The following is a 15449-nucleotide window of genomic DNA, read 5'->3' as shown; positions in this document are numbered from 1 at the left end:
GCATATGCCCTGGAAACTCATGAATAGGAAACCCGTCAGTCGTCGAAAGGGCTTCTTCCTCCTATGCCTGCTGCTTGTTGTCGCATTGAGCCTGATTGCATGCGGCAAGAAAGATTCGGCAGCAGAGCAAAATTCTCAAAATCAAAGCCATATAGCAGCAGACGACTCGGCGACCACGACGAATACGGCAACGACGCAGACGGCGGATAACTCGGCAGGCGGGGATTCGGCTAGCGCGACTGACGATTCCAGCTCGCCAGCCGCATCGGACGACAGTACGACTGCCGGGAATGCAGGAAGCAGCGGCGGTTCTGATTCGAAAAATGCCGAAGCAGCGAGCGATGTGAGCGGAGCGGATTCGAAGAGCGATGCTGGCGACGACAAGGGCGGCGGCTCCAAGGCCGAACCTGGCGACGACAAAGGCGGCAAGACTCCGGCCAAGGATACAACGAAGCCTGCTGATAAGCCGTCGACTACGAAGCCAGCCGACAAACCGGCGGCCGGCAGCACGGACACGAAGCCGCAGAGCAAGCAGTATGTCGTGGAAATTAAGGATTTTTCATTCTCGCCGGATAAGTTGACGATTCACCCGGGTGACACGGTCAAGTTTATTAACCGGGACGATGTGAAGCATTCAGCGACATCTGACGATGGCATCTTCGACACCGATTTGCTCGGCAAGGACGAAGGCAAGGTCATTACCTTCAACGATGAAGGCTCGTTCGAATATCACTGCGCGCCGCATCCCGGCATGCAGGCGACGATCATCGTCGCAAAATAAATGTTCACATGGGGTAACTGTCCTCTCTTGGGATGGTTACCCTCCGTTCGTAGAAGTCCCCTGTCGGAGAGTTCGCGAATCAGCGTGCAATCGTTCCTGTTTAGTGCAAATATGCATCTATTTTGCAATTTCACGATGTTTCATCCGGAATAAGTGCAAAAAGCCACTTATTTCTGTCTCAATTCGGTGAAACCGTCTATTTAGTCGAAAATAGTTGCATTTTTGCACCTATTCCCGCGCCGTTGAGTGATTCATCTTCTGTTACGTGTATATTCGCACTTATCGCGTACCAAGACAGCTTTTTCTCGAGAATTAGTGGTAAAATTCAAGGAAGGAAAACTCTAACAATCAGTCACGGTTATTCTCTATGATGTCTGACCGGGAGGCCAGCTCACATGCACAATCTTGGCGATTATGAATTGATGCTGCTCATCAAATGCAAGCAGCAGAAAGCACTGTCCACGCTATACGACCGCTATGCGGGGCTCGTCTATTCTTTTGCGATTAAGGCGCTCAAGGATGAACCCGCCGCAAGGGATATCGTTCAGTCTGTCTTCCTAAGACTGTGGACGACCGACTCGGACTACAATCCGGAGAAGGGCCGGTTCACGAGCTGGCTGCTCACCGTCACCCGCAACATAACGACGGATTGGCTGCGCAAGCAGCGACGGCAGAATGCTCCGATCCTTCCCTTCGAGCCCGAAGAACTCGAACGTATCCCGGATTCAGCCGCCCCAACACCTGAGGAGCGAGCAGAACGGCAGTCGCTCAAGGAGCAGATCCGCAGCGCGTATCGGCACTTGTCCTCGCAGCAAATTATGCTGCTGGAGCATTTCTATTGGCAGGGCTACAGCTTAAGTGAGCTGGCCGTCGCCTATAACCAGCCGCTTGGCACCGTTAAGAACCGTTTACATCAAACGTTAAAAATATTACGCAGACATTTGCCGGCAGAGGAGGAGGGATTGTGATGGAGAAGAGAGAACAGCAGCCGTCTATATGCGAGCTTTGCCTCGAATATGTATCGGATGCGTGCACAGCAGAGGAGAAAGCCGCCTTCGAACTTCACCTCCCTCATTGCGAAGCCTGCCAGCAAGAGCTTGAGGAACTGCGCACGGTATGGGAGGCGCTTCCTACGGATATTCAACAAATCGAACCGCCGTCTGATCTGAAGCAGCAGGTTATGGATGCAGCCCTTGTCGTGCAGCCGGCAGATAATGGCCGCTCCTTGCGTTATACATCGCTGCGAAGAAGCAGCAGCAGCGTATTCCGCAGGCTGACTCCCGCATTACTGACAGCAGCCGTAGCCGGCCTCGTGCTCATGGGGGCGTGGAATTGGCAGCTTCGCAGCGAGCAGCAGAGCGCTCCGCTCCCCGTGGAGCAGGCGCTGAATGTATCGGCCGCGCAAATAACGGAGATTGTCTCGCTTAAAGCTACAGGCATGCTCGCCGGCAAATCCTCCGGCGTCGCTTGTATCGTCGACAACGGACAGAGCAAGCAGTTCGTCGTCTATCTGTTCGGAGCAGCGACGACCAGCGGCAGCGAAGCGTATCAGGTCTGGCTCATTAAGGACGGCGTCCGCAAGAGCGCAGGCACGTTCCGAGTCGGCCAATCCGACCGCGGAGTCGGACTGCTGGCGATGCCGATCGAATCGGCGAAGCTGGATTTTGACAGTATCGGCATTACGCTGGAGCCTGACGATACGGGCGATCAGCCGCGCGGGTCGAAGGTGTATGGATCTACCGTGTAATGCTTGTCTGAGCGGCGCAGGACGCGGTAATTCAGCCACTCCTGCGGCAGCAGACGATTATATTGGGGCTGCAGGTAGCGGTCGTCGATCAACAGCAGACTTCCACGGTCTTGCTCGGACCGGATGAGACGACCGCCCGCCTGCAGCACTTTATTCATGCCGGGAAACAGAAACGCATACTCGAAGCCGTTTCGCCCGGTCTCATCGAAATACGCCTTCATAATATCGCGTTCGAGGCCCACCTGCGGCAGCCCGACGCCGACGACCGCAACGCCGATCAGGCGGTCTCCGACAAGGTCGATCCCCTCCGAGAAAATCCCGCCCATGACGGCGAATCCTATAAGCGTTTCCTGCGTATCCGCCTGAAAAGCAGCCAGAAACCCTTCTCGCTCCTCCTCCGACATCCGCGTTCCCTGCACGATTGCTCTCATGCTCCCGGCTTCTATTTTATCCTGATTAGCTGATAAGAACCGCTCTACCGCCTCATTCATGTACGCATACGAGGGGAAAAACACGAGATAATTGCCCTGCCTCTGCTCCGTCAGCCGCCCGATCTGCTCCACGACCCGGTCAATGGTCCGCTCCCGGTCCTGATAGCGCGTCGACAGCGGGCTGATGCCCACTTCAAGCTGCTCCGACGTGAACGGAGACGGCACCACGACCGAATAATCCGCCTCGCCGTCGCCGCCGAGCATGTCCATGTAATAGTGCAGCGGCGTCAGCGTCGCCGAGAAGAACACGATCGACCTGTAGCCCTTGCTCATCGTGCGCAGCAGATGCGACGGATCGAGGCAGAACAGCTTCATATGCACATCGCTGCGCTGGCATTCCGTGTACGTGACGTACCGCTCGTCGTACAGCTTGGCGATACGAACGAAGCTCTGACAGCGAAAATACAGCTCCAGCAGCTGCGGATTCGCCTCTCCACTGTTAGAGCTGAGCAATTCGCGCTCCGCCTCGTTACTGAACTGCTCGATAAGTCCGACCAGCTGCTCGGGCAGCTCCTTGGCCACCTCTTGCTTCTGCTCGCCGATGGACTTGCGCAGCGCGATGAAGTAATCGTTCACCGCTTTGGCAGCTGCATGCACGGCAGGCGCAGTGAAGCTCGGCTTGCTCTTATAGGCGCGCTGCACCTCAAGGAATTCCGCTTTATCGAGCGTGCTCGAGTACATCTCGCGTGCCCTGTCGACAAGATTATGCGCTTCATCGATCAGTACGGCGGTGCGCTTCTTCCGCTCCTCGAACATCCGCTGCAGGTTGACGCGGGGATCGAAGACATAGTTGTAGTCGCAGATCATGGCATCCGCCCCGTAAGCCGCATCAAGCGCGAATTCGAACGGGCATACCGTATGCTTGCGCGCATAAGTCTCAATCACTTCGCGGGTGATGCGCGTCTCGTTCGTGCGCAGGTCGAGCAACGCCCCGTTAATCCGGTCGTAGTAGCCATCCGCGTACGGGCAGTGCTCCTTGGAGCAGCGCACTTCCTCTTGGAAGCAGATTTTCTCCTTCGCCGTGAGGGTGACGACCTGCATATGCAGCCCTTTCGCCTCAAGCAGTGCCCAAGCTTCCTCCGCCGACGTCCGCGTAATCGTCTTTGCCGTCAAATAAAGAACGCGCTGCAGCACGCCCTCCCCGATCGCTTTGACCGCCGGGAAGATCGTCGAGATCGTCTTGCCGATGCCTGTAGGCGCCTTGGCAAATAGCTTATGCCCGCTCGCGATCGATTGGTAGACCGCCCCCGCAAGCTTGCGCTGTCCTTCCCGATACGCAGGAAAAGGAAACGCCAGTTCCTTGATGCTGCGATCGCGCTTCTCCTCGTGCTGCAGCTGCTGCTTGGCGCGGGTATAATAGCAGCTGATCATCTCGTGGACGAACTGCTCCAGCTCGGCCGCCGTCGCACGCTGCTGGAACCGCCGCTCCTCCTCGGTGTCTACCTGCACATAAGTCAGCTGGACGGTGATTTCGTCGAGGCCGCGGTCCCGCGTGATGATGTAGGCGTAGCATTTGGCCTGTGCCCAGTGGACGGGGTACGTGTGCTCCAGCAGCTCCGGCAGCCTGCCGGACGTCGACTTGATCTCGTCTACCGTGAGAAGGCCGTCTTCTTCGCTCGCGGCAAGAAGCCCATCGCAGCGCCCGTCAATGACAAAGAAGAGACCGTCCTTCTCGATCTCCACGCTCACGTACACTTCCTTCTCATCCTGCTCGCCGTACTGCTTCTGAATGCGCTGATGCGCCTTCGTCCCTTCCGTCAGCGAGGTCGTCGTCCGGAAGCCCGATTCAATATCTCCGCTTAAATACGCATACTCGACGAGCGATCGCACCGACAGCTGAACTTTGTTTGGCATCTCATTCTCCTGTAACCACGGACTAAATTTCGAACATTTGTTCTTTTATTGTAGCATAAGCTTGTCCAGCGGCAAGCAGCAATTATAGCCTGGACTTCCGGCTGTTCCGCTCGCTCTTCTGTTCACTCAGCTGTTTCAGAAAGTCCTTCAGCACCCGAGGCAGCGGTATGCCATTAGCACCTAATTGGTCAAGCAGCGAAAGCCCTTCACGCCCGCAATAGAAATAGATCGCAGCCATACGAAAGATCGGCGGACCCTGTTCATTCCACCCGTCAAGCAGAGCGGCTAGTCCAACGACGAAGAGGATCAAGATTTTACGAACGATGCTCCAGCCCATCACATCACCATTGACCTTCCTCTGCCTAATTGCGACCAGCATGCCTGTAAAATATTCCGCAATCATGATTACGACTAATACGTGCAGCGCCTTATCCCACCCTCCCAGCAGCTCGAACAGTATAGACAACATAGTTCCCCTCCTCTTGTGATAAAGCATCGTAGTCCAACTTACTTGGATAACTCAATCGTAGTTCCATATTCTTGGAATGTCAATCCAATAATCTGAGATACTTGAATAATGTTGCTTTTTCCCTACGGTGTAGTACAATATACTTGAACTTACATACGAACAGGTGGTCGGTATATGTGTTAATGGATCGTTTAAAGCAGCGGCGCAAAGCGATGAATTATACACAAGAGCAATTAGCGGAGCTTGTAAACGCGAAGAAAACGACAATATCCAACTATGAGACGGGCTACAGCACGCCGAATAATGAGATGCTTAGCGACCTTGCAGATGTGCTGCATACAACGGTCGACTATTTGCTCGGTCGTTCTGAGAATCCGACTTCACTCGATGCGATCGGCGATGGAACGGCTGCGATTCCGGAATTTGCGACGCGGAAGGACGTCAGAGATTTCAAAACCTTCCTGAATCAGCAGGAGGTTATGTTTGACGGCGTTCCCCTCTCCGCGGAAGACAAGGCGCGCGTTCTGGGCTACATGGAGGGCATGTTCTGGGATGCCAAGAAGATGAATAAACGGAGCAAGCCTAGTTCAGAAAGCTAATTTGGGGGAGTAGGATGAGCATTGAACAGATTGTCTGCAAGCTTGTTCGTAAACATGGCACTGCCGACCCGTTCAAGCTGGCAGCTCATTTGAAGGTACACGTTCAGTTTCTTGACCTGCCGGAAAGCTGCCGAGGTTACTACCTTCGAACGCTTCGGCGCCGGTTTATTGCGATTAACCAGAACCTCTCCGAAGTATGGCAGCGGGCTGTCTGCGCACATGAGCTTGGGCATGATCAGCTTCACCGGGGGATCAGCCGTTTCTTTCTGGACGAGAGCTCCTTCTTCGTTGCGGGGCGCTACGAAACCGAGGCGAATGAGTTCGCGGTTCAACTATTGCTGCATAATGAGCAGCCTGACGAGGGCGAGTCGATCGACACCTACTTCATGCGAAATAACATCCCTGTCGAGCTAACTCGATATTACGAATAAGAAATGATGCATAAAAAAACTGCCCTTAACCTAAGTTAAGGGCAGTTTCATTGATCGTAATAAAACTATTACAGTTTTACAACGTTCTCAGCTTGTGGACCACGGTTGCCTTGAACTACGTTGAACTCAACGCGTTGGCCTTCGTCAAGAGTCTTGAAGCCTTCGCCTACGATTGCGGAGAAGTGTACGAATACATCGTTGCCGCCTTCAACTTCGATGAAACCGAAGCCTTTCTCAGCGTTAAACCATTTAACTGTTCCTTGTTGCATGTGGAATTACCTCCAAAAAATTAAATTAACATGTACTTTTTATTCGTTTACGACAAATAAAAAAATCACACATTGAAAAAGGTACCATCTCGCACAAAATGACAACCCTTTTCAATATGTGAATTCAGGTTCTTTCATGACTAAGATCATATTAGCATAACTATGTTTGAAAAGCAATGAGGTTGTTGGGTCTCGAGTACCTGCATTTCGTACCGGGAAAACGCTTGCCCTCTGCTATTATAAGCGGACGAGACCTCTTCTATACGCATTTACCAAAAAATAAAATTAAGATCCGATGTAGCGATCGTAAAGTGACTGCGCCCTGGCGATATCTTCCGTCCCCTGGACGAGCACGCGTCCGTCCGGAAACAGGACAAGACGCTCGCCTTCGGGCAGCTCCGCCTTCAGCAAATACGGATTGCGCGTCACGGTGCAGGAGCGTTCGAGACGATCGGCCATAAGCTTAAGATCGATGGCGCGATTGCCGCCAATCTGTACGGTTTCGCGGCCGCACAATGTAACGGGGCGATGATCGGCTTCGTTATCCCCCTGCGAGAGCGTTGGATACTGCTTCAGGCTGCAGGTCGGGCAATTCGCCCTCTGCGGCGGCAGCTTCAGATTCATCATTTGATGCTGCCAAATCTCCAGCGAGAGCAAGCCTTGGCGCGTCGCACTGGTCGCGCCCACCATCAGCTTTAGCGCCTCGACTGCTTGGAGAGAGGCGATAATGTCGATAATCGGCGAGATAACGCCGACGGTATCGCAGGTGTCGCCGCCGCTGCCGGTGTCGCCGGAACCGAGCAGGCAGCGCAAGCAGGAGGTTTGACCGGGGATGAACACCGCGGTCATGCCGTTGGAGCTGACAGCGCCGCCATAGATGAACGGGATGCCGAGCTTGAAGCAGACATCGTTCAGGAGCAGCCGCGTCTGGAAGTTATCCGTGCCGTCGAGCACCAGGTCGGCGCCAGCGATCAGCGCTTCGGCATTATCGGCGGTCACATGCGAGACGACCGGCTCGATGGCGATATCGCTGTTAATGCGCGATAGCTTCCGCTCGGCAGCGACGACCTTCGGCCGCAAATGCTGGACGTCCTCTTCGTCGTACAGCATTTGCCGCTGCAGGTTGCTGCGCTCGACGTAGTCGCGGTCGACGATGCGCAGCTTGCCGACGCCGGCTCTCGCCATGTGATTGGCGATGACGGTGCCGAGCGCACCCATGCCGACCACGACAACTATGGCGGCTGCGATCTTCTGCTGCCCCGAGGCGCCAATCGGCGGGAACAGCATTTGCCGCGAGTAGCGCTCCCGCTGGCCGGTGCGCTCATCGCCTCGCTCGCCTGCGTTATTTGATCCCGGTTCCGTTTCCGATTCCGATCGCATCGATGGTGATGGTGATTGTTCCACGTTGAATGGCTCCCTTCTCTTGTTTTAGCCGCCTGACACGGCCTGCAGCACGCGCAGCTTGTCCCCTGCCGCGAGCGGAATGTCGAGCTTATCGAGCCAGGCGATGTTATCATTATTGTAATAAATCAGCACATGCTTCCGTACCTCGCCGTGCTCATTGTAGAGATGCACCTTGAGCAGCGGATACTCCGCCACGAGCAGCTGCAACGCGCCTTGCAGCGTGTCGGCCTCCAGCTCAAAAGCGGAACGGCCCTTCGTACAGTCACTCAGCAGCATAGGTACGGTTACTGTAATTCGCACGCCCACGCTCATTGCTCCTCAATGATCCAAGTTTTTACGGTGAGTATACGCGAGAACTGCCCCGGCAGCCGATCCCACGTCACGCCGCGATCAAGCGAGCAGAAGATCTCGCCGGACGTCGTGCCGAAATAAAGGCCGTACGGATCGAGCCCGTCCACAGTCATTGCGTCGCGCAGCACGCTCACATGCCGCACCTCGTCCGGTATGACATCGCCGATCGGCTCCCAGCTATTGCTGCCAGGACGCATGCTATATACGAGCAGCTTGCCGCCTTTCATCATACGCCGCTCATCGCTTTCAAGCGGCAGGAGGAACAGGTCGCCGCTTGGCGAAACGCTGATCGGGAAGCCGAACGGCGCGTCGCCGTCCTGCAGCGTAAGCCCCTCCTCGATCGCGAACCAGCTGTCGCCGCCATCGATGGATTTGAATACGCCGCCATGCTCCTGCATATAGAGAACATCCGGATTTGCCGGATCAAGAACCATTTTGTGCACGCAGCGGCCCACTTCGTCTTCCGGCTGTCCAGTCGGCACACGCGACAAGCCTACGTTGCGTGCCTGCCAGGTCTCGCCGCCATCATCCGTCCGGAATACGCCGACTGCCGACATCGCTACCCACATCCGCTTCTTATTCGTCGGATGGATGATGATCGTGTGCAAGCACATGCCTCCTGCACCCGGGAACCAGTTCGGCCGGGTCGGATGCTGCGTCAAGCCTTGCAGCTCGCGCCAATGCTCGCCGCGGTCATAGCTCACGAAGAGCCCCGCTTCCTCCGCACCTGCATACACGGTGTTCGGCTCATCAGCCGCGCCGGGAATCAGCTGCCAGATCCGATTCAAAGAGAATCCGCTCTCCGGCGAATACGAAGGGCTGTCCTCAATTTGCCGCCAGGTCTCGCCGAAATCGTCGGATACCCGAATCGATGCACCGTACGCCGCATGCGACGTCCCCGCAAAGATCCGATTGACGCTCTCGCCTTCTCCTCGGCTATCGCCAAGCACGCTGTACACTTCCCAGCCTGACAAGAAAGGTCCTTTCAGCTCCCAATTCTTACGCTCCAAGTCTGCGGAATATTGGAAGAGCCCTTTATTCGTGCCGATTAACAGTACTACCCGTTTTCCCATGACGTGACTGCCTCCTCGATCTGTGGTATGGCGTCTAAAGCTTCAAAGGTTTCAAAAGTTCCAACGACCTCATCAAGCTCCAGCCATCCTCCTACTAGTTCGATATGATGCAGTAAAACCCTTCCATATGGCGAACGGATGATCGCATTTATTTTATGCCGAGTGCGGCCAAATCCTGCTCTACCCGCTGTTTCAGCAGCTGCTTCGCCGAGTCCTCAAGAAACGCTGCATTCACTCCATTGCGAATAATCGCAGCGAGCTCAGCGTCCGTGAAGTCAAACCGTTCCGACACAATCCGGTACTCCCTTGTAATGTCAGTGCCTGAGACGCTTGGGTTGTCCGTATTCAGCGTCACGAGCAGCCCCTTCTCGAAGTACTCGCGGATCGGATAGACGCCCCAGTCGGCTACAGCCTTCGTCTGAATGTTGCTCACCGGGCACATTTCAAGCGGAATCCGCTGCTCCAGAATCATTTGGAGAATCGCTGGATTTTCCCGCAGCCGCACCCCATGCCCAATACGCGAAGCACCCAGATTCTTCACCGCTTCGTAGACATTCTGAGCGCCTGCCGCTTCCCCGGCATGAATCGTCACCGGCAATGACCGCTTGTGCGCCAGCGCGAACACTTCGCGGAACAGCTCAGGCGGGAATGAAGCCTCATCGCCGGCCAAATCAACGGCAACGAGCCCCTTCCCTTCGAATTTTGCAGCGGCCTCGATGACTTCAAGGTTGTCCTTCCGCTCATGATGACGCATGCAGATCGCAATAGCCCGTCCAACAATGTCGAACTGCTGCTCCGCACACTTCATCCCAGCGATGACATGATGAATCGCTTCATCCATCGCAAGTCCCCGGCGGCGATGCAGCTGCGGCGCGAAACGCACCTCAATATACCGACAGTTATGGGATGCCGCCTGCGCTAGCGTCTCGTACGCAATCCGCTCCAACGCCGCGCCCGACTGCATGAACTGTGTCGTAAAATCAAACTTGCTCAGATACTCCGGCAGACTGCGACATTCATCGTCCACCTGCATGTACGGAATAAGCCCTGCTTCATCGCTGGCAGGCAGCTCAATACCTTCTGCCGCAGCAATTGCCATCGCAGTGTCCGGACGAAGACTGCCATCCAGATGAACGTGCAGATCAACCTTAGGCAGTAGGTGCCATCTATTCATAACGATCTCTTCCTCTCGGTTTTAGGCTATTCATATCTGTCATAATCGAATTGGACCAGCTCTATGTTGGTGCTTTTGCAATAATTTATCAAATTTGCGACAGTCAATTATACCGAATTAGGAAGGAGATTGTCGATTAATGCCGAATGGTTGGTATGGTACTGATGAATTTCGAAGGGGCGGTTACATAATGGATACGTTACCTCAATCTGCCCCACTGCGTTATAAAACTCCGCGCAGAATATGGCTTCTAATCGTAATCATCTCCATCCTGCTTGGCGGCACTTTCTACTGGATCACAGACTTTTACAGCCATTGGATGCACAAGGATCTCAATCACGATGCGTCCATCGAGCTTGCTGCCAACGCTTCCTCACTCGCGCTTTCACTCGAGCGCAGAATGCTGCTCTCTGACGGGCTGAAGGCATTCGTCGATACATCGCTCATGAACAACGATACGCTCAGTCATAAGCAGTTCGATGAGTTCGCCGCTAATTTTATCCAACCGATTCAAGGCATCCGCAATTTATCCGTCTACCCGGACGGTATCGCCGAATACGTCTACCCGCTCCAGAACAACGAAAGCATTATTGGCATGAACCTGTTTACGCATGAAAGCCCGGCCATTCGCGAAAATGCCGAGCGGACGAAACGCATCGACCAGATGACGGTCTTCGGTCCATTCGAGCTGACTCAGGGCGGCCTTGGCATTCTGACGCGACAGTCTGTTTTTCTAAACGGCAGGTTCTGGGGATTCGTCTCGGTCGTGCTGGATGTGCCGCCGATTCTAGCCGAGTCTGGCCTTACGAAAGAGAACAAAGGAATCAAGATTGCGGTAAAAGCTGCCGGACAAACGATATTCGGAGACGGCGCGCTGTTCAATCATTCTCCCCAGCTGACGGAAGTCAGCTTGGGCGAAGGTGCCTGGCAGCTGGCAGCCGTGCCAAACGCGGCGAAGCTCGCGCTAATCGATACGAGAATCCGTATTTTGCGACTGCTGTGCTCACTGGGCTGCGCCCTGCTCATCTATATTATCTACCTGCAGCTCACACAGAAACATAAGCTCCAAGCGATGGTGATCGAGCGGACGAATAACTTGACGACTGCCAATACGCAGCTAGCCGCCACCTTCGAGAAGCTGAGCGTTGCGGAGGACGAGCTGCGCAAGCAATATCTCCTGTTGGAGGGAAGCGAGCGGAACCTGCGCAGAGTTGCTTTCCACGATTCGGTGACGGGCTTGCATAATCGGATGTATTTTCACGACCGGCTCGATGAGTTTGTCGCCTCCCACACGAGCGGCAAGGAGCGGTTCGCGCTATTCTTCATCGATCTCGACCAGTTCAAGCTGATCAACGACACGCTAGGTCATTCCTACGGCGATATGCTGCTGAAGGAGGTTGGTCAGCGGCTGCAACAACCTCTTATTCTAGGCGAGGCACTGTCGCGGATCGGCGGCGATGAGTTTACGATTATTTTGCCCGCGCTAAGCGATATCGAACAGGTGCATCAGCTCGCGCAGCGGCTCATGAACCTGTTCTATGAACCGTTTACGATGCAGCAGGTGGAGCACTTCGTCACTGCGAGCATCGGGATTACGATCTTCCCGGATCATAGCCAGGATGCCGATACGCTGATGAAGTACGCCGATGCGGCGATGTATCAGGCGAAGGAAGAAGGCAAGAATACATACCGGATTTACGACGAAACGTTAGGCTCTGACATGCAGCAAAAGATGTACATCAAGAACAGTCTGCGGCGCGCGCTCGACCATCAGGAGTTCGAGATCTATTACCAGCCGCAGATCGAGATCGCGACCGGACGCATCGCCGGCCTCGAAGCGCTGCTACGGTGGAATCACCCGAAGATCGGCCCGATCTCCCCGGCCATCTTCATTCCGATCGCCGAGGAGTCGGGGCTCATGGTCCCGATCGGCGAATGGGTGCTGCGCACCGCCTGCGCGCAGAACAAGGCGTGGCAGGACGCCGGCTTGCCGCCGGTCACCATCGCCGTCAATCTGTCGGCGCGGCAGTTCTCGCCGCGCTACGACCTGGCGTTGCAAGTGAAAGCGATCCTCGCCGAGACCGGGCTCGATCCCGCTTACCTGGAGCTCGAGATCACCGAGAACATGGCGATGCACGACAACAACGCCGCCGTGCTGCAGGAGCTGCGGGGAGACAACGTCCGGGTATCGATCGACGACTTCGGCACGCACTATTCGTCGCTAAGCTACTTGAAGCGGCTCCCTGTCGACAAGATCAAGATTGACCGCTCCTTCGTGAACGGTATCGGCAATGAGCCGAAGGATGAGGCGATTATCCTGGCGATGCTGCTGATGGCCAAGCATATGGAGCTGACCATCATTGCTGAGGGCGTCGAGACGAACGAGCAATTCTCGTTCTTGCAGAAGAACGACTGCCATGAGATTCAGGGCTATCTCTACTATCCGCCGAGACCCGCCGAGGTCGCGAAGCATATTCTAGGCAGCCATCACAGTGCCGCCCAACTCTAAGGAACTCCAGCGACACTATCCGGGCGAAATTGGCGGCCAGGGATAGCTAAGGAACTCCACACACGCTATTTGCCAGTTCAGAGAGAAATTTCTGACGTGTAACACCATATAAGCTTCCTGTGGTTCCTTAGAGCGTCGAATGGACGATAAATCACCGAATAAGCACCGTACGATTCCTTAGCAAGGGGTCGAGCGGGGCTGGAAGAGTACGGGGAGTACGGTACAACAGAGAGGGCTGACCATCAACTATTGGTCAGCCCTCTTTATAATCGCTATGTTGGATTTATCCACTCATTTCGACTAAAAACAGCGGTCTGAGGCAGCTATATTGGATATTTCCATTCATTTTTGACTGAATAGGCTTAAAGTGCCGCTTACCAGCAGAAATGAGTGGATTTTTCCATTATAGGCTGCATTTTTCGCTGATTAAGCCTCTCTTCAGTGGATAAATCCAATATAGATACGCCCCCGGGAGCATGCCGCAAGCTCTACGCCACGCTTCAAGCCTCGCTAAGATACAACCACCGCATTGCTAGCCGATTCAATCCGGTTGCGTCCTAGATGCTTCGCGCGATACAGCGCCTCATCCGCGCTGCGGAACAGCATTTCGGCATCCTGCGCGATGTCGGGGTACCGCGCAATGCCGATCGACAGCGTTACCGGCCTGCCCACCGGACTGTTCGTCTCCGCCATGAAGCGGCGCAGCTGACTCGCGTAGCGTAACGCCTCACCCTCGTCCGCCTCCGGCAGCAGCACAACGAACTCTTCACCGCCGTAGCGGCAGCAAATATGATTCTCCTCGAACAGCGCACGCATGCTCGAAGCGAGAAACTTCAGCACTTCGTCGCCCTTCTCGTGCCCGTAGTTGTCATTGACCTGCTTGAAATGGTCGAGATCCAGCAGCATGATCGTGAACGGAATTTCCCGCTGCAGCCATGTGCCGATATATTTGTCCATCGTCCGGCGGTTGTTCAGTCCGGTAAGCGCATCGGTCTGCGCCTCCAGCGACAGATGATCGAGCTGCGTCCGAATCCGGCTGAACGCCATGACGAAGGCGCGATGCAGCGCATTCGCTTCACGGTTCCACGTATGTATACGCGGAACGTCCGCTTGCAGCGATTTTGTCGTGGAGAGCATCACAGCATACTGCGCGAGCTTCGTGAGCGGCTGCGACATCCGCCCGATCAGCCAATAGATGGCGATCAAGATGACGAGCATGATCGAGACGACATAAGTCGCGATATGCACCATCGGGCGCTTCGCGTCCTCAAGCACGATGGAGGTCGGCGTCTGGGAAACGATGCCCCAGCCCGTTTCTTCGATATAGGAATAGCTGGCCAGCATGTCGACGCCTAACGTATTCGTAATGCGCTTGGTGCCGCTCCGGCCTGCCGCCAAATCCGAAAAGATCGGATTCTCCAGCACGTGCTGACCGATCCGGCTCTTATCCGGATGATACAACAACGCCCCGGTGGAGCTGACAACGTAAGAATACGAGCCATTTCCTGTACTTGCATTTGAGCTTGTACTTGCACTCGTACCTGCGCTCGCACCCGCACTTGCAATTGCACTTGCACTCGTACCTGCGCTCGCACCGGCGCTTGCCCCCACGCCTCCGCCCTCCCCAGCCTGCTGACCAAGAATAGCATTCAGCAAATTCGACTCATGCAGCCGAATCGTGCCGCCGATAAAGCCCAGATATTCGCCTTTCGCGTCATATACCGGGTGGCTGACCAGCACAACGAGCGCATTCGCCGCACTGATATAAGGCTCGGATATGAGCGGCTTCCGTTCCTTCAGCGCTTGCAGCGTACCTTGCGACGTGATCTTCTTGCCCATCAGCGGCGGCGACATCTCCGGCGAAATGCTGCGCATGATCCCGTCCTTATCGATAACGATGATCGTATTGAACATCGAATTCGAACGCTTGATATATGCCGTCAGTTCGTCCATCTCCGGCTGTGCCCAATGCTTCGCGACCTGCTCCGCATTCGCCTTCATGCTGGACTTCTCCGAGATGAACAGCTCGTTGACGGTTCCTGCGATTTTGCTCGCGTACATGGAATTCATCTGAAAGCTCATTGAAATAAGTGAGTTCTTCTCGCTGCGATAGCTTGTGATTAAACTGATCACAACGGTGATAAGAACAGATAATACGACGATTCCGCTGACCATGAAGCGAGTTGATAAACCTTGAGTACGGATCATACTACCTGCCCCCTTCCGAGCCGATAGCGACAATTTCGACAAAAACCGCCCATATTCCTGCTTACTTTCGACAAATTTATGTAAATTAA

The 15449-nt window shown here is 54.9% G+C and carries 14 protein-coding genes; 6 read left to right on the top strand and 8 right to left on the bottom strand.

The window, feature by feature from the left end:
• The first annotated feature begins 4 nt into the window (after positions 1-4).
• From A8990_RS05935 to A8990_RS05925, 3 genes are all read left to right on the top strand, one after another.
• On the top strand, positions 5-781 hold the full coding sequence (locus A8990_RS05935; protein WP_181909422.1) for a cupredoxin domain-containing protein: 777 nt from the start codon (positions 5-7) through the stop codon (positions 779-781).
• 395 nt (positions 782-1176) lie between these two features.
• On the top strand, positions 1177-1749 hold the full coding sequence (locus tag A8990_RS05930; protein WP_116188100.1) for an RNA polymerase sigma factor: 573 nt from the start codon (positions 1177-1179) through the stop codon (positions 1747-1749).
• Positions 1749-2528 carry an anti-sigma factor gene (locus A8990_RS05925; RefSeq protein WP_116188099.1) on the top strand — a complete coding sequence of 260 codons (780 nt, stop codon included), beginning with the start codon at positions 1749-1751 and terminating at the stop codon, positions 2526-2528. Before A8990_RS05930 ends, A8990_RS05925 begins: the two co-directional genes overlap by 1 nt.
• Here A8990_RS05925 and A8990_RS05920 read toward each other — a convergent pair.
• Complete coding sequence (locus tag A8990_RS05920) at positions 2489-4873, bottom strand: helicase C-terminal domain-containing protein (protein WP_116188098.1); 2385 nt, start codon at positions 4871-4873, stop codon at positions 2489-2491. The genes A8990_RS05925 and A8990_RS05920 overlap by 40 nt on opposite strands.
• Positions 4874-4955: 82 nt before the next feature.
• Complete coding sequence (locus A8990_RS05915; protein ID WP_181909421.1) at positions 4956-5342, bottom strand: phage holin family protein; 387 nt, start codon at positions 5340-5342, stop codon at positions 4956-4958.
• Positions 5343-5524: 182 nt separating this feature from the next.
• Between A8990_RS05915 and A8990_RS05910 the strand changes: the two genes are divergently transcribed.
• Complete coding sequence (locus A8990_RS05910; protein WP_425463885.1) at positions 5525-5941, top strand: helix-turn-helix domain-containing protein; 417 nt, start codon at positions 5525-5527, stop codon at positions 5939-5941.
• Between the two features lie 14 nt (positions 5942-5955).
• Positions 5956-6372, top strand: coding sequence for an ImmA/IrrE family metallo-endopeptidase (locus A8990_RS05905; RefSeq protein ID WP_245995862.1), 417 nt, complete (start codon positions 5956-5958; stop codon positions 6370-6372).
• A gap of 68 nt (positions 6373-6440) precedes the next feature.
• On the opposite strand, the gene A8990_RS05900 is transcribed toward A8990_RS05905, so the two are convergent.
• The 5 genes from A8990_RS05900 to add form a co-directional block, all read right to left on the bottom strand.
• On the bottom strand, positions 6441-6641 hold the full coding sequence (locus tag A8990_RS05900) for a cold-shock protein (RefSeq protein WP_090575021.1): 201 nt from the start codon (positions 6639-6641) through the stop codon (positions 6441-6443).
• A gap of 285 nt (positions 6642-6926) precedes the next feature.
• Complete coding sequence (locus A8990_RS05895) at positions 6927-8045, bottom strand: ThiF family adenylyltransferase (protein ID WP_342772798.1); 1119 nt, start codon at positions 8043-8045, stop codon at positions 6927-6929.
• A gap of 24 nt (positions 8046-8069) precedes the next feature.
• Positions 8070-8351 carry a MoaD/ThiS family protein gene (locus tag A8990_RS05890; RefSeq protein ID WP_181909420.1) on the bottom strand — a complete coding sequence of 94 codons (282 nt, stop codon included), beginning with the start codon at positions 8349-8351 and terminating at the stop codon, positions 8070-8072.
• Positions 8352-8353: 2 nt separating this feature from the next.
• Positions 8354-9469 (bottom strand): WD40/YVTN/BNR-like repeat-containing protein, encoded by a 1116-nt coding sequence (locus tag A8990_RS05885; protein ID WP_116188093.1) that lies wholly within the window; start codon positions 9467-9469, stop codon positions 8354-8356.
• A 148-nt stretch (positions 9470-9617) separates the two neighbouring features.
• On the bottom strand, positions 9618-10643 hold the full coding sequence (gene add, locus A8990_RS05880; protein WP_116188092.1) for an adenosine deaminase: 1026 nt from the start codon (positions 10641-10643) through the stop codon (positions 9618-9620).
• Positions 10644-10833: 190 nt separating this feature from the next.
• Between add and A8990_RS05875 the strand changes: the two genes are divergently transcribed.
• The gene (locus A8990_RS05875; protein WP_181909419.1) at positions 10834-13152 is read left to right on the top strand and encodes a bifunctional diguanylate cyclase/phosphodiesterase; all 2319 of its coding nucleotides are present in this window, start codon (positions 10834-10836) and stop codon (positions 13150-13152) included.
• Between the two features lie 510 nt (positions 13153-13662).
• Here the strand turns inward: A8990_RS05875 and A8990_RS05870 are convergent.
• The gene (locus A8990_RS05870) at positions 13663-15360 is read right to left on the bottom strand and encodes a sensor domain-containing diguanylate cyclase (protein WP_116188090.1); all 1698 of its coding nucleotides are present in this window, start codon (positions 15358-15360) and stop codon (positions 13663-13665) included.
• Positions 15361-15449: the final 89 nt, after the last annotated feature.

Source organism: Paenibacillus taihuensis, assembly GCF_003386535.1.
Taxonomy (GTDB): domain Bacteria; phylum Bacillota; class Bacilli; order Paenibacillales; family Paenibacillaceae; genus Paenibacillus_Z; species Paenibacillus_Z taihuensis.
The sequence above is the reverse complement of the archived record's forward strand: the minus strand, read 5'-3'. Positions and strand labels throughout refer to the sequence as shown.